The following is a 23417-nucleotide window of genomic DNA, read 5'->3' as shown; positions in this document are numbered from 1 at the left end:
TGAGGTGAATGATGTATAAGCGCTGGATGACGTTTTTCTTGATTTTGATTTTTATGCCAATTCATTTGAGTATAGCAGAGATAATTATGCGAATAAATTCATTACCGCTATCCATCCTTTTTACGCTTGTTGAACTTGCAATATTTTTATATGTAGGAAAAAAGTATGACTTGTTTCACATTCGGAAAATCTACCTAAAAGATATTCTTAAATGTTTTCTTTCATACGCCTTGCTTTTCCTCTTTTATATTTTGGTCAATTTTTTAGGCCCTACCCAATCAGACACAACTCAAACTGTGCAAAGTTTATCACTTTCATGGTCTGTACTTTTTGTGGATCTCTGTGTTTTGGCACCTGTCACGGAAGAAATCTTTATGCGAGGTATGTTACAGGGGATAGTATTTAAGAATACATATTTTGGCTTGTTTGCCACGTCGCTTCTTTTTGCTTATCTGCATGGTCCCTATACTATTCCTAGCTTTATCAGCTATTTAGGTATGGGATTTGCATTTGGGGTAAGGTATAAGACTTCTGACAACCTATGGAATTCCATTCTTTTGCATGTCCTCAATAATCTGGTTGCATTTTGCTTTTTGTATATGAGATAATGATGCATTAGAATGCTTTGAGCTGTAAAATAGTAAAAAATGATTTCTAGCTTATATAATTTAAACAAAAGTCAGAGCATAATCTGTCACGTAAAAGACGCCAGAAGCGCTCTTTATATCAATGATCCCAAGAAAGACGTGTGTAAACAAAATCCAGAGATCGTCTCTGGATTTTTGCTATGTTCAACATTTATAAATCTTGTAAATCAACAACTTCCAAACCACGATCTGTCAAACGATAGATACTCGTACAGACCTCTTTTAAGAAGCGTCTGTCATGCGAAACAGTGATCAGACCGCCAGGATAAGAGGCAAATAGTTTTCTGATTTCAGGTTGAGAAGTGGGAGAAAAATTACGTGTAGGCTCATCCAGAAGGAGAAAGTTTGGTTTGCGCAACACTAAATCCAAAAGTAGGAGTTTACCTTGTTGACCGCCAGATAGGGAGCGGATTTGATGGTGCATCTCTGGATAGTTGAAATTGAGACTGGCTAGGTGAGATTGGATTTTCTGTAGTTCCTCTTTTTCCCCAGTTTGGCTGAGATAGGCTACTGGAGATAAATCCAATTGCAGTTTTTTATGGTAATCTTGTGGCATAAAACCAAGCGATATTTCTCTTTTAGCGCTGAGCAGTTGTTGCAATTTGGTTAACAGTGTTGATTTTCCAACACCATTTGGCCCGATGATACCGATTTTATCTTGGCCACGAACAGTTAGTTGTAACTCCTGAGCTAAAATGCGCTTGCCAATGGATAAATTTTCTTTTTCCAGTTGGATTAAGACTTTAGAAGATGGTAATGGTTGGATGTCTGAGAAGAAAAGTTGGATTTGTTCCTCTTCAAGTGGCATTTGGGTCATGGACTGAGCTTCCTTTTCAAAGCGTTTTTCTTGAGAGAGAGCAGTTTTCATCTTTTTAGCCAATAGGCGACCGGCAGTACTGTCTTTGGTAGCTCGAAGTGCAGTTTCCACATTTTGCTTGACGCGGCGATGTTTTTCCATGGTTTTGTCATAGGCTCTCTGGTCGTTAGCAGCTTGCTGGCTTTGTCTTGCAAAATTAGCCTTTCTCTGCTCACTATAGCGATCATAGTCTAAATGCTCGACTAGCGTTTCCGCTTCTTTCCGATGCTTGACCAGTCGCAAGTGGACAATAGTATCAGCCGTTTGAGAAAGAAAGTCTTCATCATGGGAAATGAAAATAACAGTTTGCCTAATCTTTCGAATCTGACCTTTTAGCCAATCAACCGTCTCAAGGTCTAGGTCATTTGAAGGTTCATCCAAAAATAGAATCTCAAAGGGTTTGGCTAACTCGTGGATGAGCTGAATTTTCAAAGATTCGCCCCCCGAGAGGCTACCAATTTCTTGGTCGCTAGCAAAACGGTCGCTATCAAAGTGCAACTCCTCCGCCAAACGATAAAGAATGCTGTAGTCTAAATCAGCAGAATCCAAAAAGAAGTAGTCGTGTAGAGTCCTATTTTTCAGGATTTCAGGGAGTTTTTGAGGAATGTAGGCCAGTGATTGAAGATCAGACTGGATGTCGCCCTTGATAGTAAAATCAGGTAATGCTTCCCCCATTAAAGCTCGTAGTAAAGTCGATTTACCATTTCCTTCTTCACCAATAATAGCAACCTTTTCCCCGTCTTGGATAGTCGTGGTTAGGTCAGATACAAGATCTCGTAGATCTTTGTTTTGCGTGATGGTTAGATGATTGATTTTTATCATATTCTTGCCCTTTCTAGAATGTCGATATTGCATAACAAAAAGCTCTACTTTATCTAGTAGAGCCCAAAGTCACTGTCAAAAACTCTATTATCCTCGTTGAAAAACTCGTCAAACTAGCTTGGAGCTGCCTAACCCAACTCAAGAGGAGCATAGCTTTCTAGTTTTTCGATTTTCAATGAGGACAAGATACTAGAAAATCTAGTATAAAAAGAGCACACAAAAAGAGACAAAAACAAGATCTACTAAATAAAGTTCTTTATTTGATAGATTAGTTGTTCATGTCTCCCATACCTCCGAGTATTAGTATCTCTATCCTATACCTTTAAGGAAATTTTGTCAATAGAAAATCCAAAATTCTAAACTCTAAAATCCAAAAACAGGTCCATAGAGAGTCAGTACGTGTTTGACGTGCTCGTAATGGAACTTGTCATAGTTTCGCCAAGCGGTGCGTGCTTGATCATTTAGTTTTAGGCTACCCAGTCCAATCAGAAGACTGGTGCGTTGGTAAAATTTCTCAAGGTCGATTAAGATACTGTTGTCCAGCTTTTCTGCTGTTTTTAGTTCCTTAAGAGTGGTGTTCAGCAGCTCTTGCAGTCGAAGATCATCAGCTGTTCCTTGTTTACAGCTTTGGTAGCTTTTATTTAACTCGGAAAGGAGTCGATAAGCTTCAGTGATGAGTGCTTTGTCTTCCATATGAGCATTCTCCTTGCTCTGATGTATTCTTGCCTATAGTATAGCACTAATAGGAAAGTTTGTCATAGTAAATATGTTAAAAAATGAGATTTTAATCTCAAAGTTTGGGAGGCTGACTTATAGCCTTTTCATGGTATAATCAAGTGAGTACATCTTTATGGAGGAAATATGAAGTTAAACATTCAAGAAATTCGTAAGCAACCTGAAGGCCTACATTTTGAACAAGCTTTAGACCTGGCAGCAGACTTGTGTAAACGAAATCAAGAGATTTTAGATGTCAAAGATATCCTTGCAGTGGGGAAGGTGCAGTACGAAGACCGTCTGTATTTCTTGGACTATCAGTTGTCATATACCATTGTCCTTGCTTCCAGCCGCAGTATGGAGCCAGTTGAGTTGGCTGAGTCTTATCCAGTCACAGAAGTTTTCATGGAAGGAGCGACCAACCAACTAGACCAGGAAGTTCTAGATGATGATTTGGTCTTGCCTATCGAAAATGGGGAAATCGACCTTGCTGAGAGCGTAGCAGATAATATTCTGCTCAATATCCCTATCAAGGTCTTGACGGCAGAAGAAGAGGCGGGCCAAGGTTTTGTGTCAGGAAATGACTGGCAAATCATGACTGAAGATGAATACCAAGCCCAACAAGCAGTCAAGAAAGAAGAAAACAGTCCATTTGCTGGCTTGCAAGGACTGTTTGATGGAGACGAGTAGATGGTTTTATCTAAGAAACGTGCCCGTCATGTCATAGAGGAAATTATTGCCCTCTTTCCAGATGCTAAGCCTAGTCTTGATTTTACCAATCATTTTGAACTACTGGTTGCGGTGATGCTGTCAGCCCAGACCACAGATGCAGCGGTAAATAAGGCCACACCAGGGCTCTTTGCTGCTTTTCCAACGCCGCAAGCCATGTCTGTAGCGACAGAGAGTGAAATTGCTTCACACATTTCTCATCTGGGACTGTATCGAAATAAGGCTAAATTCCTTAAAAAATGTGCCCAACAGTTACTAGATGATTTTGATGGTCAAGTCCCTCAGACACGTGAAGAATTAGAAAATCTAGCAGGTGTTGGTCGTAAGACAGCCAATGTTGTCATGAGTGTGGGCTATGGAATCCCAGCCTTCGCAGTCGATACTCATGTGGAGCGTATTTGCAAACATCACGATATCGTTAAAAAATCAGCTACGCCACTTGAAGTAGAGAAACGTGTTATGGATGTCTTGCCACCAGAAGAATGGTTAGCAGCTCACCAGGCCATGATTTACTTTGGACGAGCTATCTGTCATCCCAAAAATCCAGAATGTGACCACTATCCCCAGTTATATGATTTTAGCAATGTTTAAGGGGACTCTGAAAAAGTTTTTGCTTGATTTTAAGGGTGCTTTGTGCTATAGTAAATGGTAACTAAATAGTCCTTTAAACCTGTCCCGTGAGGCAGGCAAGGAGCGCGATAAAGTAGAAGGGTAAGTCTATACTGTATACAGTAGGGCTCGCTTGGCTATACATTTCAAGTCTCCTTGTGTAAGGAGACTTTTCTTTTTGGAGGTTTGTCATGAAGACAAAAGAAGTTGTAGACGAATTGACTGTCAAACGAGCGATTACGCGAATTACTTATGAGATTATCGAGCGCAATAAGGATTTGAATAAAATTATCCTAGCTGGGATAAAAACGCGTGGTGTTTTCATCGCTCATCGTATCAAAGAACGCTTGGAGCAGTTGGAAAATATCACTGTTCCTGTTGTGGAACTGGACACCAAGCCTTTCCGTGATGATGTTAAAAGCGGAGAAGATACTTCTTTGATTTCTGTTGATGTGACAGACCGTGAAGTTATCTTGGTGGATGATGTACTCTATACAGGCCGTACCATCCGCGCCGCTATTGATAACATTGTCGGCCATGGTCGTCCTGCGCGCGTGAGTCTTGCGGTGCTAGTTGACCGTGGACATAGAGAATTGCCTATCCGTCCAGATTACGTTGGGAAAAATATCCCAACTAGCCGTTCTGAAGAAATCATCGTAGAGATGACAGAACTTGATGGCCAAGACAGAGTTCTGATTACTGAAGAAGCTTAGAAAGCTGAAGGAGTAGCCATGTCAGAAAATCAACAAGCACTGAACCATGTGGTTTCCATGGAAGACCTCACTGTCGATCAAGTGATGAAATTGATCAAACGAGGAATCGAGTTTAAAAACGGAGCCCAACTTCCCTACGAGAACAAACCTATCGTATCGAATCTCTTCTTTGAAGATTCTACACGGACACATAAGTCCTTTGAAGTGGCAGAGATTAAGCTGGGGCTGGAACGACTTGACTTTGATGTGAAGACTAGTTCGGTCAATAAGGGTGAGACATTGTATGATACCATCTTGACCCTATCTGCTCTAGGAGTGGATGTCTGTGTGATTCGCCACCCAGAGGTCGACTATTACAGAGAGTTGATTGCGAGTCCGTCGATTACAACTTCTATTATCAATGGTGGTGATGGCTCGGGACAACATCCTAGCCAGAGCTTGCTTGATTTGATGACTATTTATGAGGAATTTGGGCACTTTGAGGGTCTTAAGGTTGCTATTGCAGGCGACTTGGACCACTCACGCGTTGCCAAATCAAATATGCAGATTTTGAAACGCTTGGGAGCTGAACTGTTCTTTGCAGGACCTGAGGAATGGAGAAGTCAAGAGTTTGCGGACTATGGACAGTTTGTAACTATTGATGAGATTGTTGATCAGGTGGATGTTTTGATGTTACTCCGAGTTCAACATGAACGCCATGAAAGTGGAGCGGTCTTTTCAAAAGAAGACTACCATGCTCAACACGGTTTGAACCAAGAACGCTATAATCGCTTAAAAGAAACAGCAATCATTATGCATCCGGCCCCAGTGAATCGAGATGTGGAAATTGCTGACCACTTGGTTGAAGCGCCAAAATCACGCATTGTCCAACAAATGACCAATGGTGTCTTTGTTCGGATGGCAATCTTAGAATCCGTATTGGCGAGTAGAAACGCCAACTAAAACACAAGACGTTAAAAGACGCCAGAGAGCGTCCACGAGAGGTGAAAATATGACAAAAAGACTTCTAGTATTAGAAGATGGCACAGTTTTTGAAGGCAAGGCCTTCGGAGCAGACATTGATGTAACAGGCGAAATCGTCTTTAACACAGGGATGACTGGTTACCAAGAATCCATTACAGATCAGTCTTATAATGGACAAATCTTGACCTTCACTTATCCTTTGGTGGGAAATTATGGAATTAACCGTGATGATTACGAATCCATCATTCCAACTTGTAAGGGAGTCGTTGTTTTTGAAGAGGCACGTAGAGCTAGCAACTGGCGGAATCAAATGACCTTAGATGAATTTTTGAAAGCTAAGAAAATTCCAGGTATTTCAGGGATTGATACGCGTGCCCTTACCAAGATTATCCGTAAGCACGGTACTATGCGTGCAACCTTGACTCACGTTGGGGACAGCATGGACCATGTGACGGATCAGCTCCAAGCAACAGTCTTGCCGACAGACAATATCAAGCAGGTTTCTACTAAAACTTCCTACCCAGCTCCTGGAGTTGGTTTGAGTGTGGTCTTAGTAGACTTTGGGCTCAAGCACTCAATCCTACGTGAACTTTCTAAGCGCAACTGTAACGTTACGGTTGTTCCTTATTCAACAACAGCAGAAGAAATTCTCCACCTCAATCCTGATGGAGTTATGTTGTCAAATGGCCCAGGTAACCCAGAAGACGTTCCAGAAGCACTGGACATGATTCGTGGTGTGCAAGGAAAAATTCCAATCTTCGGAATTTGTATGGGACACCAACTCTTTGCCATGGCAAACGGGGCTAAGACATATAAGATGAAGTTTGGTCACCGTGGATTTAACCACGCGGTACGTGAGATTGCAACAGGACGCGTAGACTTTACCAGCCAAAACCATGGTTATGCAGTCAGCCGTGAGGACTTGCCAGAGCATTTGATCATTACCCACGAAGAAATCAATGACAAGTCAGTTGAAGGAGTTCGCCACAGATACCAACCAGGTTTTTCTGTACAATTCCACCCAGATGCAGCTCCTGGTCCACACGACGCAAGTTACCTATTTGATGAATTTATCGAGATGATGGAAGCTTTTAAACAAGCAAACTAAGAACGAGTAAAAGCTCGTCGGAGAATTTATGTAACTGAACACGGACGGAAAGCTCGGAATTTAGAGAAACCAACTTGGATTGTCAATCCTTCCTTGGTTTCCTAAAATTCAATCGCTTTCTATTCGTCCTTTGTATCTTATTTAATGTCGCTCTGTGAGGCGACGAATAGAAAGGAGAAGATACATTGTTCGCGGAAGTGAACACGCCCTAAGAACTGTGTGAAAAAGAAAAACATCGTCTTGACGCTAAAGGCGTCTGCACCGAGTTTCCTATTTTCACTGTGTTCTTTACGGGCTTTGTATCATAAACTATGCCTAAACGTACTGATATTCAAAAAATTATGGTGATTGGTTCTGGTCCGATTATTATTGGTCAGGCTGCTGAGTTTGACTACGCTGGGACCCAGGCCTGTTTGTCTTTGAAAGAGGAAGGTTATGAAGTTGTCTTAGTGAACTCAAATCCTGCAACCATCATGACGGATAAGGAAATTGCTGACAAGGTTTATATTGAACCGATTACACTTGAGTTTGTGACACGTATTCTCCGTAAGGAACGTCCAGATGCTTTGCTTCCAACTCTTGGTGGGCAAACAGGACTCAATATGGCCATGGAGTTGTCTAAAAATGGTATTCTAGATGAATTGGGTGTCGAACTTCTGGGTACTAAATTATCTGCCATCGACCAAGCGGAGGACCGTGACCTCTTTAAACAATTGATGGAAGAGCTTGAGCAGCCGATCCCTGAATCTGAAATTGTCAACACAGTAGAAGAAGCAGTTTCCTTTGCGGCATCAATCGGCTACCCAGTTATCGTTCGTCCAGCTTTCACACTTGGTGGTACTGGTGGTGGTATGTGTGCCAACGAGGAAGAACTTCGTGAAATCGCTGAAAATGGGTTGAAACTGTCACCTGTTACCCAATGTTTGATTGAACGTTCAATCGCAGGTTTCAAGGAAATCGAGTACGAAGTCATGCGCGATTCAGCTGATAATGCTTTGGTTGTTTGTAACATGGAAAACTTTGACCCAGTTGGGATTCACACAGGGGATTCCATTGTATTTGCCCCTGCGCAAACCATGTCCGACTATGAAAACCAAATGCTACGTGATGCGAGCTTGAGCATCATTCGTGCCCTCAAAATTGAAGGTGGATGTAACGTTCAGCTGGCCCTTGATCCGCATAGCTTCAAGTACTATGTTATCGAAGTAAACCCTCGTGTATCGCGTTCGTCAGCCCTTGCTTCTAAGGCGACGGGTTATCCGATTGCCAAATTGGCTGCCAAGATTGCCGTTGGTTTGACTCTGGATGAGGTCATTAACCCAGTTACAGGTTCAACTTATGCCATGTTTGAGCCAGCTCTTGACTACGTGGTTGCTAAGATTCCACGTTTCCCATTTGACAAGTTTGAAAAAGGTGAGCGTCGTCTTGGGACCCAAATGAAGGCGACTGGAGAAGTCATGGCTATTGGTCGTAACATTGAGGAGTCACTTCTCAAGGCATGTCGCTCTCTTGAAATTGGAGTTCACCACAATGAAATGCCTGAACTGGCAACTGTTTCAGATGATGCCTTGATTGAAAAGGTTGTGAAAGCCCAAGATGACCGTCTCTTCTACGTATCAGAGGCCATTCGCCGTGGTTATACACCAGAAGAAATTGCTGAATTGACTAAGATTGATATCTTCTATCTGGATAAACTCTTGCACATCTTTGAAATTGAGCAAGAATTAGGTGCCCATCCACAAGATCTAGAAGTCTTGAAAACAGCCAAACTCAATGGCTTCTCAGATCGTAAGATTGCGGAACTCTGGAAAACGACAGCTGACCAAGTTCGCCAACTTCGCTTGGAAAACAAGATTGTTCCAGTCTATAAGATGGTCGATACCTGTGCGGCGGAGTTTGACTCTGAAACACCATATTTCTATTCAACCTATGGATGGGAAAATGAGTCTATCAAGTCTGATAAGGAATCCGTCCTAGTCCTAGGTTCAGGTCCAATCCGTATCGGTCAAGGGGTTGAATTCGACTATGCAACTGTTCACTCTGTTAAGGCTATCCAAGCAGCTGGCTATGAAGCTATCATCATGAACTCAAATCCAGAGACCGTTTCAACCGACTTCTCGGTATCAGACAAACTTTACTTTGAGCCATTAACATTCGAAGATGTCATGAATGTTATCGATTTGGAGCAACCAAAAGGCGTTATCGTTCAGTTCGGTGGTCAAACAGCTATCAACCTTGCCGAGCCCTTGGCAAAAGCAGGTGTGACAATTCTGGGAACGCAAGTCGCTGACTTGGACCGAGCTGAAGACCGCGACCTCTTTGAGCAAGCCCTTAAAGACTTGGATATTCCACAGCCGCCAGGACAAACGGCTACAAATGAAGAAGAAGCGGTGCTTGCAGCTCGCAAAATTGGTTTCCCAGTTCTCGTTCGCCCATCTTATGTCTTGGGGGGACGTGCTATGGAAATCGTAGAAAACGAAGAAGACCTTCGTTCTTACATGCGTACCGCTGTTAAGGCTAGTCCAGACCACCCAGTTCTTGTTGACTCTTACATCGTTGGGCAAGAGTGCGAAGTTGATGCTATCTCAGATGGAGTAAATGTCCTCATCCCTGGTATCATGGAGCATATCGAACGTGCCGGTGTCCACTCAGGTGACTCAATGGCCGTTTACCCACCACAAACCTTGTCGCAAAAGGTTCAGGAGACCATCGCAGACTACACCAAACGCCTAGCAATCGGCCTTAACTGTCTTGGTATGATGAACATCCAGTTTGTCATCAAGGATGAAAAAGTCTATGTTATTGAGGTTAATCCACGTGCCAGCCGTACGGTTCCATTCCTTTCAAAAGTAACCAATATTCCTATGGCTCAAGTAGCGACCAAGCTCATTCTTGGTCAAAGTCTTGAAGAACTGGGTTACCAAGATGGACTTTATCCAGAAAGCACTCGCGTTCATATCAAGGCGCCTGTCTTCTCCTTTACGAAACTAGCTAAGGTAGACAGCTTGCTCGGTCCTGAAATGAAGTCAACAGGGGAAGTTATGGGTTCTGATACTACTCTTGAAAAAGCTTTGTACAAGGCCTTTGAAGCTTCTTACCTGCACTTGCCAACTTTTGGAAATGTGGTCTTTACCATCGCTGATGATGCCAAAGATGAAGCCTTGGACTTGGCTCGTCGTTTCCAAAATATCGGTTACGGTATCCTCGCGACAGAAGGGACAGCAGCCTTCTTTGCTAGTCATGGACTGCATGCTCAACCTGTTGGTAAGATCGGTGATGATGAGAAGGATATCCCAAGTTTTGTCCGCAAAGGAAAAATCCAAGCAATCATCAACACTGTCGGAACCAAACGAACTGCTGATGAAGATGGTGAGCAAATTCGCCGTTCAGCTATTGAACACGGTGTGCCACTCTTTACAGCCCTAGATACAGCTAATGCCATGCTCAAGGTGCTAGAAAGCCGTAGTTTTGTCACAGAAGCAATCTAATTGAAAAAATATTTTCACAGTTTTAAAGCAAGCGTCAGAAAACGCTGGCTTTTGCAATACTGATATTGCCTATTTCAACTATCATGCTTTCCTTAAGAATCATTCTAAATTGTGATATAATAAGGATGAATTGGAAATGGGAAATTATTTTCATTATATTTTCAAAAATTCCATTAAAAAAAGTAAAGACAGATTAGAAAGTGTAAAATTCCGATGTCTTCTTACAAAAAAGTCTCTCTTTCTGAGATCAATCAATCTATTGAAACTCCGAATAACAATCATTTTTGGCAAAATCTAAAAGCATTTTTAGGACCTGGAGCTCTTGTAGCAGTTGGTTATATGGATCCTGGGAACTGGATTACAAGTGTAGTTGGTGGTGCTTCTTACAAATATAGTCTCTTATTTGTTATTTTGATTTCTTCCATCATTGCCATGCAGCTACAACAGATGGCTGGAAAGCTCGGTATCGTAACTAAGATGGACCTAGCACAGGCAACTGCACATCATGCTCCCAAATGGCTTCGCTATAGTCTTTGGGTGATTTTAGAATTAGCTTTAATGGCGACAGATTTAGCCGAGGTTTTAGGCTCAGCGATTGCCTTAAATCTTTTATTTAAAATACCGATTATGGTCGCTATCCTCTTAACCGTTTTAGATGTATTTCTTTTGTTGTTGTTGATGAAATTTGGCTTCAAAAAAATTGAAGCCATTGTTACGACCCTTATTTTAACCATATTAGCCATCTTTACCTATCTGGTGGCCTTATCCAATCCAAGTATTCAGGGTATCTTTGGTGGTTATTTACCGACTCAGACATTATTTGAAACACCATTGCCAGGTCATGAAAGCCAATTGACCTTGGCTCTAGGAATTGTAGGAGCGACAGTCATGCCCCATAATCTCTATCTTCATTCCTCTCTATCCCAAACAAGGAAAATCAATCACAAAGATAAGAAGGATGTTCGAAAAGCCGTGCGTTTTATGACCTGGGATTCAAATCTTCAGTTGTCTCTAGCTTTTATTGTCAATTCCTTGCTTCTTATTTTAGGAGCATCTCTCTTTTTTGGTCATGCATCTGAAATTTCAGCATTCTCCCAAATGTACAATGCTTTACAGGATTCGACGATAGCAGGAGCGATAGCTAGCTCAACTCTGTCAACTTTGTTTGCTTTAGCCCTTTTAGCAAGTGGTCAAAATTCGACCATTACAGGTACTTTGACAGGACAGATTGTCATGGAAGGATTTTTGCATCTGAAATTGCCTCAGTGGATTATCCGTATCGGTACCCGTATTTTTGCCTTACTACCTGTGATCATTGTTGCCGTTTTGTTTGGACATCAAGAAAAAACCTTGGATCAGTTATTGGTCTATTCACAGGTCTTTCTGTCAATCGCTCTTCCGTTTTCAATCTTCCCCTTAATTTATCTGACCTCTAAGAAGTCACTGATGGGAGAATTCACCAATGCCAAGTGGAACACAATTCTAGGTTACGCTGTTTCAATCATCTTGACCATTCTAAATATCAAGCTTCTTTTCGATATTTTTTAACCTCTTTTGAAATCAATTATAGTGTCAGCGTGAAGGTTAACAAATAGAAAGTAGTAGTGATTGGTTCATAAAAAGAAGTACAAAAAAAGAACAGTCGAAGCTGTTCTTTTTATTCTTATTTGAGACCGTATTTTTTGTTGAAACGATCCACGCGTCCATCTGCTTGAGTGAACTTTTGACGTCCAGTGTAGAATGGGTGTGAGTCTGATGAAATTTCCACACGGATCAATGGGTAAGTTTCGCCTTCGAACTCAACAGTTTCGTTAGAGCGTTTTGTTGAACCGCTAAGGAATTTGTAACCAGTAGTTGTGTCCATGAAGACAACTGGGCGATATTCTGGATGGATATCTTTTTTCATTTTGCAATATTTCCTTTCTGCCATGGTCTCTTTGCGAGCCATAGATTGTTACCCTACTAGTCTATCAGATTCTGATAAGTTTGGCAAGTCTTTTCCCTGATTTTATTAAAAATCTTGATAAAAAATCACTCCAGTGTTTACTGGAGTGACGGTAGAAGAATGATTAGTTCTCTTGTTTTGGAGCTTTTTCTTCTTGTTGATTTTTTACTTCTGGTTCTTTTACTGGTTCTACGTTTTCTGATGCTGATTCAGTTTCTTTTTCAGATTCAGTAGGTTCTGTTTCTTTTGATTCTGTTACAGTTTCAGCTTCAGCCTCAGCCTCTGTTTCTGTTGGTTCGGCTACTGGCTCAGCTTCTGTTTTTGTTTCAGATTCTGTAGTTTCTTCTTTAACAGGTTCTTTGTTTTCTGTTTCAGCTTCGACATGAGCTGGTTCCTTAGCTTCTTCTTTTTGCTCGGTTTCCTCTTTAGCTGTCTCTGTTTTTTCAGCAGTAGTTTCTTCTTTTTTACGTTCTTGAGATTCTTTTTTGATTTCTTCGACCGCAGTTTTAACGGTAGAGCTTGTTACACGTCCGACAGTTTGAGCAAAATCTTTACCAGACTCAGCTAATTCAGTAAATGACTCTTTTGTAATTTTACCACCTGACATTGCCAAGAGACCAGTTACAACTAGTGCAATGCTAGCAAGAATAGCCAAAATCAAACCAAAGCCGATTGAAATGCCATATCCACCAAAGTTAGACATGTATTTATTTACATTAAAGAGACTATTTAGTGTGACGAGAGTTGCAATTGCACCCGCAACAATGACACCAATTGAGAACCCTTTAGACATTGCTTTATTCATATTATTCAAGCATGCAAGAACAATAGACACAATAGCCGCGATAATGACAAACCAACCATCACCTTGGTAACCATTCACGCTATAGGACCCAAAAGAACCTGCATTTAAACTAGCCCATGGCAAGAGTGAACCAAGAATAGCTACTCCAGCAGAAATGAGAATATACAAACGATTTTTTTCCATTATTAAGTCTCCTTTTATTCAGTTTGATTTATTATACCATAAACTGAGGTACAAAGAAACCGTATATTTTAAGAATCTAGCATATAAAAGGCCAAGAAAATTCTTTCTTAGCCTTGGTGAATCTGTAGAGCCTCTTTCAGTTCTTTATATATTTGTTCGTTTTCTTCTAGACTATAGGAATTGGCGCCACTAGCTAATGGATGTCCTCCTCCGTCGTGTTCTTTGGCAATTTCATTGATAGGGGTGATTTTGCTGCGCATTCGAACACGGAAGTGGCCATCAGCTTGCTCAACAAAGATAGCCCAAGCTTTAACAGTATCAATTCGACCAGGTGCCCCAACAATCGCTGCTGTTTCAGCATCCGTAACCTTATATTTTTCCAAGATGTCTTGAGTAAGCAGAACGCGTGCAGCCCCATTCTCATCAACTTCTAAGTGATCATAAACATACCCTTGCAATTTTGCAATCTTGAAGCTCATGGTATCCATTTGACGAGACAATCCAGCAAAGTCAAAATCAATTTCTCGGAGCTGGCCAGCTATTCTAAAGGTACGGGCACTAGTTGACGGGTAGAGAAAACGCCCTGTGTCCCCGACAATTCCTGCATAGAGAAGTCGTGCCGCTTCACTAGACAAAGCTAGCTGATTTTCTTGAGCAAATAATGCAATCATCTCACTGGCACTGCTTGAACTTGTATCCACCCATGATAGGTCACCATAGATATCATCATTTGGATGATGATCGATTTTGATGGTAAAAGCAGCTTGTTCGTAGCGTTTATCATCGATACGAGGGCGATTCGCTGTATCACAAATAATAGCAAGAGCTCCTTTGTAGTCACTGTCTTGGACAGTATCCATTTCCGCCATCCAGGTTAGAGTTGGTTCGTTAAAACCGACGACTTTGATGGTCTTTTCTGGAAAATGGTGTGTAAGAAGAGCTTTCAAGCCCACTTGACTCCCTAAGGCATCAGGATCTGGTTTCATATGACGGTGAATGATAATGGTATCGTATTCTTTGATTTTCTCTAAAATTTGCTGGCAAATTTCCATAAATAACCTCAATTCTTTCTCATTTCATTGTAGCACAAGAATTTTTATTTTTAAAATGAAAAAGATATGATATAATGGAGAAAGATAAATTGAGGAGGACGATATGGCATTAGCAAAAATTGTATTTGCCAGTATGACCGGTAATACCGAAGAAATTGCAGATATTGTAGCAGACAAATTGCGTGACTTGGGCTTGGATGTCGATGTGGATGAATGTACGACTGTTGACGCTTCAGACTTCTTGGAGGCAGATATTGCAATCGTTGCGACTTATACTTATGGAGACGGAGAATTGCCAGATGAGATGATGGACTTCTACGAAGACCTAGCAGATCTCAACTTGAATGGCAAAATCTACGGAGTGGTCGGTTCAGGAGACACCTTCTACGACGAATTCTGTAAGGCTGTTGATGACTTTGATCGCGTTTTTGTAGCGACAGGAGCAGAAAAAGGTTCGGAGTGTGTTAAAGTAGACCTTTCTGCCGAAGAAGAAGACATCGAACGTTTGGAACAATTCGCAGAAGAATTGGCTGCAAAAGTAGGATAAGAATCAAACTGCGCTGACTGGAAGGAGTCAGTGCGTTTTTTTATTAATTTTTTTGTGATTTTACTAGCCTATTTGGTGGCTTTTTGATACAATAATTCAAATAAAGGAGGAGATACTATGGATTTAGATATTATTCGGCAAGAAATTGATCAAATCGACAATCAAATCGTCAAGCTCCTAGAAGAACGGATGCATTTGGTTGAGGGGGTTGTCGCTTATAAGAAATCCTCAGGGAAACCTATTTTAGATACTAAGAGAGAAGAAGTTATTTTTGAGAAAGTCAAAAATCGAGTAGAAGATAAGCGCTATCAGGAGACCATTGTTGCAACTTTTTCAGACATACTCAAACGTTCGCGTGATTATCAGGATCAAAACATTAAATGAAAAAAGAACAATTTTATCCGCTAGGGATTTTTCTGGCTGCAATGTTGGGTGGCCTTGTCCGCTACTTTGTATCTAGTCAGTTGCCAGCCAGTCCTGAATTTCCTTGGGGAACCCTTCTCGTCAATTACCTGGGAATATTCTGCCTGGTCTATCTGGTAAAAGGCTATCTGGCCCATAAGGGAACTAGTAAAGGCTTGGTTTTGGCGCTGGGGACGGGTTTTTGCGGAGGTTTAACAACCTTTTCTAGTCTACTCTTGGATGCTATGAAATTGCTCGATACTGGGCGTTATCTTAGCTTAGTCATCTATCTGCTTTTGAGTATTGGAGGAGGTCTGCTCTTGGCTTATGTTCTAGGGAGGAAGAAATGGTAATCGTTTATCTTGCAATCGCCTGCGGGTTTGGAGCCTTGGTTCGTTATTTCTTTTCCCACTATAATCAAGCTTCTAAATTGCCTTTAGGAACTCTCATAGCCAATCTTCTCGGTTGTTTTTTGATTGGCTTGCTCTACAACCATGTGGAGTCCAAGGAAGTTTATACTATCCTAGCGACAGGTTTCTGTGGCGGGTTGACTACCTTTTCAACTCTGAATGATGAGCTGCAAAAACTGTTAAGTGACAAGAAGGTATTTTATAGTTATTTCCTCTTAACTTACTTAGGCGGGTTTCTAGCGATTTTTTTAGGAATTCTGCTATAAATTTCTTTACTTTTAGGTGGAAATTTGGTAAACTGTATCTTGTGTGTAATGGACGCACAAAAATACAGTTTATCCGCTGAGGAAGGTTCCTCAAGATTGATAAAGATAGGAGAATAAAATGAATCCATTAATCCAAAGCTTGACTGAAGGTCAACTTCGTACAGATATCCCATCATTCCGTCCTGGTGACACTGTTCGTGTACATGCGAAAGTTGTCGAAGGTAACCGTGAACGTATCCAGATTTTTGAAGGTGTTGTTATCGCACGTAAAGGTGCTGGCATCTCAGAAAACTACACAGTTCGTAAAATCTCTAACGGTGTAGGTGTTGAGCGTATCTTCCCAATCCACACTCCACGTGTTGAAAAGATCGAAGTTGTTCGTTACGGTAAAGTACGTCGTGCGAAATTGTACTACTTGCGTGCTCTTCAAGGTAAAGCAGCTCGTATCAAAGAAATCCGTCGTTAATTCGACTAAAAAACTCTGCTCACCCAGCAGGGTTTTTCTCTAGCTCCCTTAGTTCAATGGATATAACAACTCCCTCCTAAGGAGTAGTTGCAGGTTCGATTCCTGCAGGGGGCAGTAAACTAGTAATTTTCATGTAGAAATCACTCAAGTTAAAATAGAACTCCAAAAGCGTGAGATCACGCTTTTTTGTTTTTTATCAATGATGAAAACGGGAGAATTTGCATATAATTATAAAAAGACAGGATATTTTAGTTAATTTCATATAATGATTTGATTTTTTAGGAAGTAAGGAGTAAAATTTAATTAATATGATGATTAGTTAGGAGTATAATTATGAATGGTTTAGTTTTAGGATTGGATATTGGTATTGCATCCGTAGGAGTGGGAATTCTAGAAAAAAATTCTGGAAAGATTATCCATGCGAATTCTCGTCTTTTTCCAGCTGCAACAGCTGATAATAATGTTGAAAGAAGAAAAAATAGACAGGTTCGACGATTACATCGTAGGAAAAAACACCGTGGTGTTCGCCTTAAGGATTTATTTGAAGACTATGGTTTTTTAACTGATTTTTCTAAGGTATCCATTAATCTTAATCCATATCGACTTCGTGTAGATGGCTTGAATCAGCAACTAACGAATGAAGAGCTGTTCATAGCTTTAAAGAACATTGTTAAGAGACGTGGTATTAGCTATTTAGATGATGCTTCTGAGGATGGGGGTACAGTATCGTCTGATTATGGTAAGGCAGTTGAAGAAAATAGAAAATTACTTGCTGAACAAACACCTAGTCAAATCCAACTAGAACGTTTCGAAAAATATGGTCAGGTAAGAGGAGATTTCACTGTTGTGGAAAATGGTCAGAAATGCCGATTGATCAATGTTTTTTCAACATCTGCTTATAGAAAAGAAGCTGAAAGAATTCTTAGAAAACAGCAGGAATTCAATAGTAAAATTACAGATGAATTTATAGAGGATTGTCTAAAAATCCTTACAGGGAAAAGAAAATATTATCATGGACCAGGTAATGAAAAATCTCGGACGGATTATGGACGTTTCAGAACAGACGGTACGACGTTAGATAATATTTTTGGTATTTTAATTGGAAAATGTACATTTTATCCGGATGAATACAGAGCTTCAAAAGCTTCCTATACTGCTCAAGAGTTTAACTTACTAAATGATTTAAATAATTTAACAGTTCCTACAGAAACAAAGAAACTTAGTGAGGAACAAAAGAAAACAATCATTGAATATGCGAAATTAGCGAAAACATTAGGAGCATCAACCTTATTGAAGTACATTGCTAAAATGATTGATGCTTCAGTAGATCAGATACGTGGTTATCGTGTTGATGTAAACAATAAACCTGAAATGCATACTTTTGAAGTCTATCGAAAAATGCAATCGCTAGAAACAATTTCAGTTGGGGAATTGTCTAGAAATGTTCTAGATGAGCTTGCCCATATTTTAACTCTAAATACTGAACGAGAAGGTATAGAAGAAGCGATAAACACAAAGTTAAAGGATTCTTTTAGTCAAGACCAAGTACTTGAATTGGTTCAATTTAGAAAAAATAATAGCAGTCTATTTAGTAAGGGATGGCATAATTTTTCTCTTAAACTCATGATGGAATTGATACCAGAACTCTATGAAACTTCAGAAGAGCAAATGACAATTCTCACACGATTGGGGAAACAAAAATCTAAAGAAACATCAAAAAGAACAAAGTATATTGATGAAAAAGAATTAGCAGAAGAAATTTATAACCCTGTAGTAGCAAAATCTGTCAGACAGGCCATAAAGATAATCAACGAAGCAACTAAAAAACATGGTATCTTTGATAATATCGTTATCGAAATGGCGCGTGAAAATAACGAAGAAGACGCTAAGAAAGATTATATAAAACGTCAAAAGGCAAACCAAGATGAGAAAAATGCAGCTATGGAAAAGGCTGCATTCCAATACAATGGGAAAAAAGAGTTACCAGATAGTATTTTTCATGGGTATAAGGAATTGGCTACTAAGATTCGTTTATGGCACCAGCAGGGAGAGAAGTGTCTCTATACTGGGAAGAACATTCCAATTTCAGATTTAATTCACAATCAGTACAAGTACGAAATTGACCATATTTTACCTCTTTCTTTATCGTTTGATGATAGTCTATCTAATAAAGTATTGGTTCTAGCTACAGCAAACCAGGAGAAGGGACAGCGAACACCGTTTCAGGCTTTAGATAGTATGGATGATGGTTGGTCCTACCGTGAGTTTAAATCTTATGTAAAAGAGTCTAAATTATTAGGTAATAAAAAGAAAGAGTACCTTTTAACGGAAGAAGATATTAGTAAAATTGAAGTGAAGCAGAAATTCATCGAACGGAATTTAGTTGACACTCGATATTCTTCTCGAGTTGTTTTAAATGCTCTACAAGATTTTTATAAAGCGCATAAATTCGATACAACTATTTCGGTGGTACGTGGACAATTTACCTCTCAGCTAAGAAGAAAGTGGGGACTTGAAAAATCTCGTGAAACCTATCACCACCATGCTGTGGATGCCTTAATTATTGCTGCTTCGAGTCAATTAAGATTATGGAAAAAACAGAATAATCCTTTGATTTCTTATAAAGAAGGACAATTCGTTGATTCAGAGACAGGAGAAATTATTTCGTTAACTGATGATGAATATAAAGAGTTAGTGTTTAAAGCGCCATATGATCATTTTGTTGATACATTGCGTAGCAAGACATTTGAGGATAGTATTCTATTTTCTTATCAAGTAGATTCAAAATTTAATCGAAAAATTTCAGATGCTACGATTTATGCAACAAGAAAAGCGAAATTGGATAAAGAGAAGTCTGAAGAAACTTATGTTTTAGGTAAGATTAAAGATATTTATAGTCAAGCAGGATATGATGCTTTCATTAAAATTTATAATAAAGATAAGAGTAAATTCTTGATGTATCACAAAGATCCACAAACATTTGAAAAAGTGATTGAAGAAATTTTAAGAACCTATCCTTCTAAAGAATTGAACGATAAAAATAAAGAGATCCCTTGCAATCCTTTTGAGAAATATAGACAAGAAAATGGGCCTATTCGAAAGTACAGTAAAAAAAGTAATGGTCCAGAAATTAAAAGTCTTAAATACTATGATAATAAACTAGGTAATCACATTGATATCACACCAGAAAGTAGTGATAATCAAGTGGTTCTTCAGTCACTTAAGCCTTGGAGGACAGATGTTTATTTTAATCATCAGACTAAAAAATATGAATTGATGGGTTTGAAATATTCTGATTTATATTTTGAAAAAGGAACTGGAAAATATAAGATTTCAAAAGAAAAATATGATAATATTAAAAAAATAGAGGGTGTTGTTGAAACATCTGAATTTAAGTTCACTTTATATAAAAATAATTTGATTTTAATAAAGGATGTTGAAAAAGGTCAAGAACAATTGTTTAGATTTTTATCTAGAAATAATAAAGGAAAACATCAAGTTCAATTAAAACCAATGAATAAATCAGATTTTGAAAAAGGTGAAAAATTGATTGATATTTTTGGCACAGTACCAAACAGTACAACACAATGTGTAAAGGGATTAAATAAATCAAATATTTCTATTTTTAAAGTCAAAACTGATGTTTTGGGAAAAAAACATATCATTAAAAAAGAGGGTGACGAACCAAAACTCAAATTTTAAAATATTTTTAAAAAAGAGTTGCAAACGCTTGTACAATGTATTATAATGGTAATTGCAAGGGACGCCTTGCACAGTTACTTAAATCTTGCAGAAGCTACAAAGATAAGGCTTCATGCCGAATTCAACACCCTGTCATTTATGGCGGGGTGTTTTCGTTTTGTGAAAGAGGAAAATACGATGACTTGGAGAATTGTGCATGTCTGTCAGAGTGAAAAAATGCAATTGAAGTTGGATAGCCTTTTAATTAAGAAAATGGGTCAAGACTATGTCGTCCCACTGAGTGATATTTCGATAATTGTAGCAGAAGGAGGGGAGACTGTTGTAACTTTAAGGTTATTAAGTGCTTTAAGTAAGTATAATATTGCCTTAATTGTCTGTGATAATGAGCACTTGCCTACAGGAATTTATCATTCTCAAAACGGCCATTTTAGAGCCTATAAAAAATTACAGGAGCAATTATTGTGGACGCAGGAGCAAAAAGATAAATTATGGCAAATAGTAACCTATTTCAAAATAAACAATCAGCAAGATGTTCTTGCAATGTTTGAGAAAAATATTGATTGTATCCAATTATTAGCAGACTATAAAGATCATATTGAATATGGAGATAAAACCAATCGTGAAGGCCATGATGCCAAAGTTTATTTTAATGAATTGTTTGGTAAGAAATTTGTACGACTTACTCAACATGAAACAGATGTCATCAATGCTGGTCTAAATTATGGTTATGCAATCATGAGAGCGCAGATGGCACGTATTATTTCTGGGTATGGGTTAAATCCCTTAATAGGAATTTTCCATAAGAATGAATATAACCAATTTAACCTGGTTGATGATCTAATGGAACCTTTTCGGCAGATTATCGATGTCTGGGTCTATCAAAATTTACGAGATGAAGAGTATTTGAAATATGAATTTCGTCTTGCGTTGACGGATACACTAAATGCGAAGATTCGTTATGGGAAAGAAACGTGTTCTGTAACGGTAGCAATGGATAAATATGTCAAGGGTTTTCTAAAATGTATCTCTGATAAGGATACCAGTAAATTTTACTGTCCAATGGTGTCGAGTGTAGAATGGAGCTAAAGAAATGAGGTATGAAGCATTGAGATTATTGTGTTTTTTTGATCTACCAATGGAAACAAATCAAGAAAAAAGAGTCTATCGTAATTTTCGGAAAGATTTAATTGCAAATGGTTTTGAAATGTTACAGTTTTCTGTTTATTATAGAACCTGTCCGAACCGAAGTTTTGCTAGTAAATTCTATAAAAAATTAAGTCAGAGTAATCTGCCAAGTGGGAATGTCCGTTTGCTAGCAGTGACTGAGAAACAATTTTCTGAAATGGTTTTAATCATTGGTGGAAAAACAAAGCAAGAAGAAGTAGTCAGTGATAATAAGTTGGTAGTTATATGAAAATGAACATTAGTCATCCATACAAGGATAAAATTTCATTAAGTTTTGGTCAATTTACTCAAATTGTAGGTCAAGATCAGCAATTAAAATACTATATTTGGCAGATACTATTATGGTATTTTGGAGGAAAAAAATATAGTGAGGAAGATTTAGTTCTATTTGAACAAAATGAGCCTAAAATACTAATAGACGATACAATGGTTTCCCGATCAGAATTCAGTGTTGTTCAAGTGTCCAATATCAATGATTTAATTGAACAAATGGAATATAAAAAAGGAACAGTAGCCTATGATTATATAAAGAAAAAGATTAATTCTATAGAGATAATGGAGCAAATTGAAAATATCAATGACAATCTAGATAGGATTTCACTTCTATTGAATCAGAAGTTGAATCTTCAATTAGGTGATATTATCTATCATACCGAAGCAAAATATTTTAATACGGATCAATTGATTCAAAAGAATTTTTTACCATATTTTGGAACAAATGATAAAAATATATCCTTTGAGTTTGTAGATAATAAGATAAAGTTTTTATTATTTCTTTCTATGTTAGAAGTTATGGCGACAAACAGTTCTGAAAAGTTTTTGCTTGTCTTACGAAATTTGGACGATTTTCTATCCTATAATGATTTTGTTGAATGTTGTGAGAAAATGGAGTTTCTGACTAATCATAGCGATTCATTATATATTGTTTTATTTCCTTCCAATGAAGGTTATCTTCATGTCACGAAAGAAGTTTTAGAGGAAATCAATATTGTTTCCGATTATGTTTATCATTTTTATTCGCTAGAATTTATGTATAATCGCTTTACCAATCAGTATCCAATAAATCAAATACCTGATGAACAAGAATTTTTAACTTCTTTAAGAAAAATTGGATCATATTTATTTAGCTCGGACATTCTCCACATGAGTTTATCTGTAGAAGATCAAGTAGCATTAAGAATTTTGAATAATTTGTATCAGTACAAAATGAAAACAAAATTCCGTATTGAATCAGTCAATCCAATGTTATTGAAATATTTGGAAGAATAGTATTGACGAGTGAGATTTAAGGCTTTATAATGTTTTTGAGGGAACAAAAATCAAAATTGACGAATTTGAGGTTTTTGTACTCTCAAGATTTAAGTAACTGTACAACTTGTCTTGAATGCCCTTGATATATTCAAGGTTTTTGTACTCTCAAGATTTAAGTAACTGTACAACAGGTAGTCCGGTGAGTGGATAAATTAACCCGTTTTTGTACTCTCAAGATTTAAGTAACTGTACAACTTCTCCTGTCTCTGGGTTTACGTCTTCATAGTTTTTGTACTCTCAAGATTTAAGTAACTGTACAACATTTGGCTGGGTCTATAAGTATTTTACTGGGTTTTTGTACTCTCAAGATTTAAGTAACTGTACAACCCGCAAGGATTGAACCTTACGAGATTAAGAGTTTTTGTACTCTCAAGATTTAAGTAACTGTACAACGGATTTCCGTGCCAGGCTTTCTCGATTGCAGTTTTTGTACTCTCAAGATTTAAGTAACTGTACAACACAAGACCTAATCGATTGGGACATGGATCCGTTTT

General features: G+C 38.7%; 22 protein-coding genes, 1 tRNA gene and 1 CRISPR repeat array (1 of these 24 only partly in view). Of the genes, 18 read left to right on the top strand and 5 right to left on the bottom strand.

Going from position 1 to position 23417, the window contains the following annotated elements; genetic code table 11:
* The first annotated feature begins 8 nt into the window (after window positions 1–8).
* Window positions 9–608 (top strand): CPBP family intramembrane glutamic endopeptidase, encoded by a 600-nt coding sequence (locus tag KX728_RS06055; RefSeq protein ID WP_257474502.1) that lies wholly within the window; start codon window positions 9–11, stop codon window positions 606–608.
* Window positions 609–798: 190 nt separating this feature from the next.
* Here KX728_RS06055 and KX728_RS06050 read toward each other — a convergent pair whose 3' ends face one another.
* Window positions 799–2358 (bottom strand): ATP-binding cassette domain-containing protein, encoded by a 1560-nt coding sequence (locus tag KX728_RS06050; protein WP_139658487.1) that lies wholly within the window; start codon window positions 2356–2358, stop codon window positions 799–801.
* A 330-nt stretch (window positions 2359–2688) separates the two neighbouring features.
* Window positions 2689–3018 (bottom strand): helicase BlpT, encoded by a 330-nt coding sequence (locus KX728_RS06045; RefSeq protein WP_139658489.1) that lies wholly within the window; start codon window positions 3016–3018, stop codon window positions 2689–2691.
* 168 nt (window positions 3019–3186) lie between these two features.
* On the opposite strand from KX728_RS06045, the gene KX728_RS06040 reads away from it, so the two are divergent.
* The 7 genes from KX728_RS06040 to KX728_RS06010 all read left to right on the top strand — a co-directional run bounded on the left by KX728_RS06040 (window position 3187) and on the right by KX728_RS06010 (window position 12197).
* Window positions 3187–3729: a YceD family protein gene (locus tag KX728_RS06040; RefSeq protein WP_139658490.1), complete on the top strand. Its 543-nt coding sequence runs from the start codon at window positions 3187–3189 to the stop codon at window positions 3727–3729.
* Window positions 3730–4359: an endonuclease III gene (nth, locus tag KX728_RS06035; protein WP_215804538.1), complete on the top strand. Its 630-nt coding sequence runs from the start codon at window positions 3730–3732 to the stop codon at window positions 4357–4359.
* Between the two features lie 209 nt (window positions 4360–4568).
* Window positions 4569–5090, top strand: a complete 522-nt coding sequence (gene pyrR, locus KX728_RS06030; RefSeq protein ID WP_000850018.1) for a bifunctional pyr operon transcriptional regulator/uracil phosphoribosyltransferase PyrR — start codon at window positions 4569–4571, stop codon at window positions 5088–5090.
* An 18-nt stretch (window positions 5091–5108) separates the two neighbouring features.
* Entirely contained in the window at window positions 5109–6032 is a 924-nt protein-coding gene (locus KX728_RS06025; RefSeq protein WP_001293854.1) for an aspartate carbamoyltransferase catalytic subunit, read from the top strand.
* A gap of 49 nt (window positions 6033–6081) precedes the next feature.
* Window positions 6082–7161: a carbamoyl phosphate synthase small subunit gene (locus tag KX728_RS06020; RefSeq protein ID WP_000166847.1), complete on the top strand. Its 1080-nt coding sequence runs from the start codon at window positions 6082–6084 to the stop codon at window positions 7159–7161.
* A 311-nt stretch (window positions 7162–7472) separates the two neighbouring features.
* Window positions 7473–10649, top strand: a complete 3177-nt coding sequence (gene carB / locus KX728_RS06015; protein ID WP_215804539.1) for a carbamoyl-phosphate synthase large subunit — start codon at window positions 7473–7475, stop codon at window positions 10647–10649.
* A 213-nt stretch (window positions 10650–10862) separates the two neighbouring features.
* A complete protein-coding gene (locus KX728_RS06010; protein WP_215804540.1) occupies window positions 10863–12197 on the top strand; it encodes an Nramp family divalent metal transporter in 1335 nt (444 codons plus the stop codon).
* A 115-nt stretch (window positions 12198–12312) separates the two neighbouring features.
* Here KX728_RS06010 and KX728_RS06005 read toward each other — a convergent pair whose 3' ends face one another.
* The 3 genes from KX728_RS06005 to KX728_RS05995 form a co-directional block, all read right to left on the bottom strand.
* The gene (locus KX728_RS06005; RefSeq protein ID WP_000710762.1) at window positions 12313–12555 is read right to left on the bottom strand and encodes a type B 50S ribosomal protein L31; all 243 of its coding nucleotides are present in this window, start codon (window positions 12553–12555) and stop codon (window positions 12313–12315) included.
* 163 nt (window positions 12556–12718) lie between these two features.
* Window positions 12719–13582: a Bax inhibitor 1 family protein gene (locus KX728_RS06000; protein ID WP_215804541.1), complete on the bottom strand. Its 864-nt coding sequence runs from the start codon at window positions 13580–13582 to the stop codon at window positions 12719–12721.
* A gap of 107 nt (window positions 13583–13689) precedes the next feature.
* Window positions 13690–14634 (bottom strand): DHH family phosphoesterase, encoded by a 945-nt coding sequence (locus KX728_RS05995; protein ID WP_215804543.1) that lies wholly within the window; start codon window positions 14632–14634, stop codon window positions 13690–13692.
* Window positions 14635–14737: 103 nt separating this feature from the next.
* On the opposite strand from KX728_RS05995, the gene KX728_RS05990 reads away from it, so the two are divergent.
* The 10 genes from KX728_RS05990 (at window position 14738) to csn2-St (ending at window position 22881) form a co-directional block, all read left to right on the top strand.
* Window positions 14738–15181: a flavodoxin gene (locus KX728_RS05990; protein WP_001162125.1), complete on the top strand. Its 444-nt coding sequence runs from the start codon at window positions 14738–14740 to the stop codon at window positions 15179–15181.
* Window positions 15182–15298: 117 nt separating this feature from the next.
* Window positions 15299–15565 carry a chorismate mutase gene (locus tag KX728_RS05985; protein WP_215804544.1) on the top strand — a complete coding sequence of 89 codons (267 nt, stop codon included), beginning with the start codon at window positions 15299–15301 and terminating at the stop codon, window positions 15563–15565.
* A complete protein-coding gene (gene crcB / locus KX728_RS05980) occupies window positions 15562–15936 on the top strand; it encodes a fluoride efflux transporter CrcB (protein ID WP_215804546.1) in 375 nt (124 codons plus the stop codon). Before KX728_RS05985 ends, crcB (KX728_RS05980) begins: the two co-directional genes overlap by 4 nt.
* Window positions 15930–16259, top strand: a complete 330-nt coding sequence (gene crcB, locus KX728_RS05975) for a fluoride efflux transporter CrcB (RefSeq protein ID WP_215804547.1) — start codon at window positions 15930–15932, stop codon at window positions 16257–16259. Before crcB (KX728_RS05980) ends, crcB (KX728_RS05975) begins: the two co-directional genes overlap by 7 nt.
* A gap of 118 nt (window positions 16260–16377) precedes the next feature.
* Window positions 16378–16725: a 50S ribosomal protein L19 gene (gene rplS, locus KX728_RS05970; protein WP_001068669.1), complete on the top strand. Its 348-nt coding sequence runs from the start codon at window positions 16378–16380 to the stop codon at window positions 16723–16725.
* Window positions 16726–16767: 42 nt separating this feature from the next.
* Window positions 16768–16839: transfer RNA gene (locus KX728_RS05965), tRNA-Arg, on the top strand.
* A gap of 219 nt (window positions 16840–17058) precedes the next feature.
* Window positions 17059–20427 carry a type II CRISPR RNA-guided endonuclease Cas9 gene (cas9, locus tag KX728_RS05960; protein ID WP_215804548.1) on the top strand — a complete coding sequence of 1123 codons (3369 nt, stop codon included), beginning with the start codon at window positions 17059–17061 and terminating at the stop codon, window positions 20425–20427.
* A gap of 177 nt (window positions 20428–20604) precedes the next feature.
* On the top strand, window positions 20605–21513 hold the full coding sequence (gene cas1 / locus KX728_RS05955; RefSeq protein WP_215804956.1) for a type II CRISPR-associated endonuclease Cas1: 909 nt from the start codon (window positions 20605–20607) through the stop codon (window positions 21511–21513).
* Window positions 21514–21517: 4 nt separating this feature from the next.
* Entirely contained in the window at window positions 21518–21841 is a 324-nt protein-coding gene (cas2, locus tag KX728_RS05950) for a CRISPR-associated endonuclease Cas2 (protein WP_001268300.1), read from the top strand.
* Window positions 21838–22881, top strand: coding sequence for a CRISPR-associated protein Csn2-St (csn2-St, locus tag KX728_RS05945; RefSeq protein WP_219108611.1), 1044 nt, complete (start codon window positions 21838–21840; stop codon window positions 22879–22881). Before cas2 ends, csn2-St begins: the two co-directional genes overlap by 4 nt.
* 70 nt (window positions 22882–22951) lie before the next feature.
* A CRISPR array of direct repeats spans window positions 22952–23417; the repeat unit is 36 nt; unit sequence GTTTTTGTACTCTCAAGATTTAAGTAACTGTACAAC; it runs 229 nt beyond the window's last position.

The sequence above is a fragment of the Streptococcus oralis genome (genome assembly GCF_019334565.1).
GTDB classification, from domain to species: Bacteria; Bacillota; Bacilli; order Lactobacillales; family Streptococcaceae; genus Streptococcus; species Streptococcus oralis_CR.
This window is presented reverse-complemented; position numbering and strand designations above follow the sequence as displayed.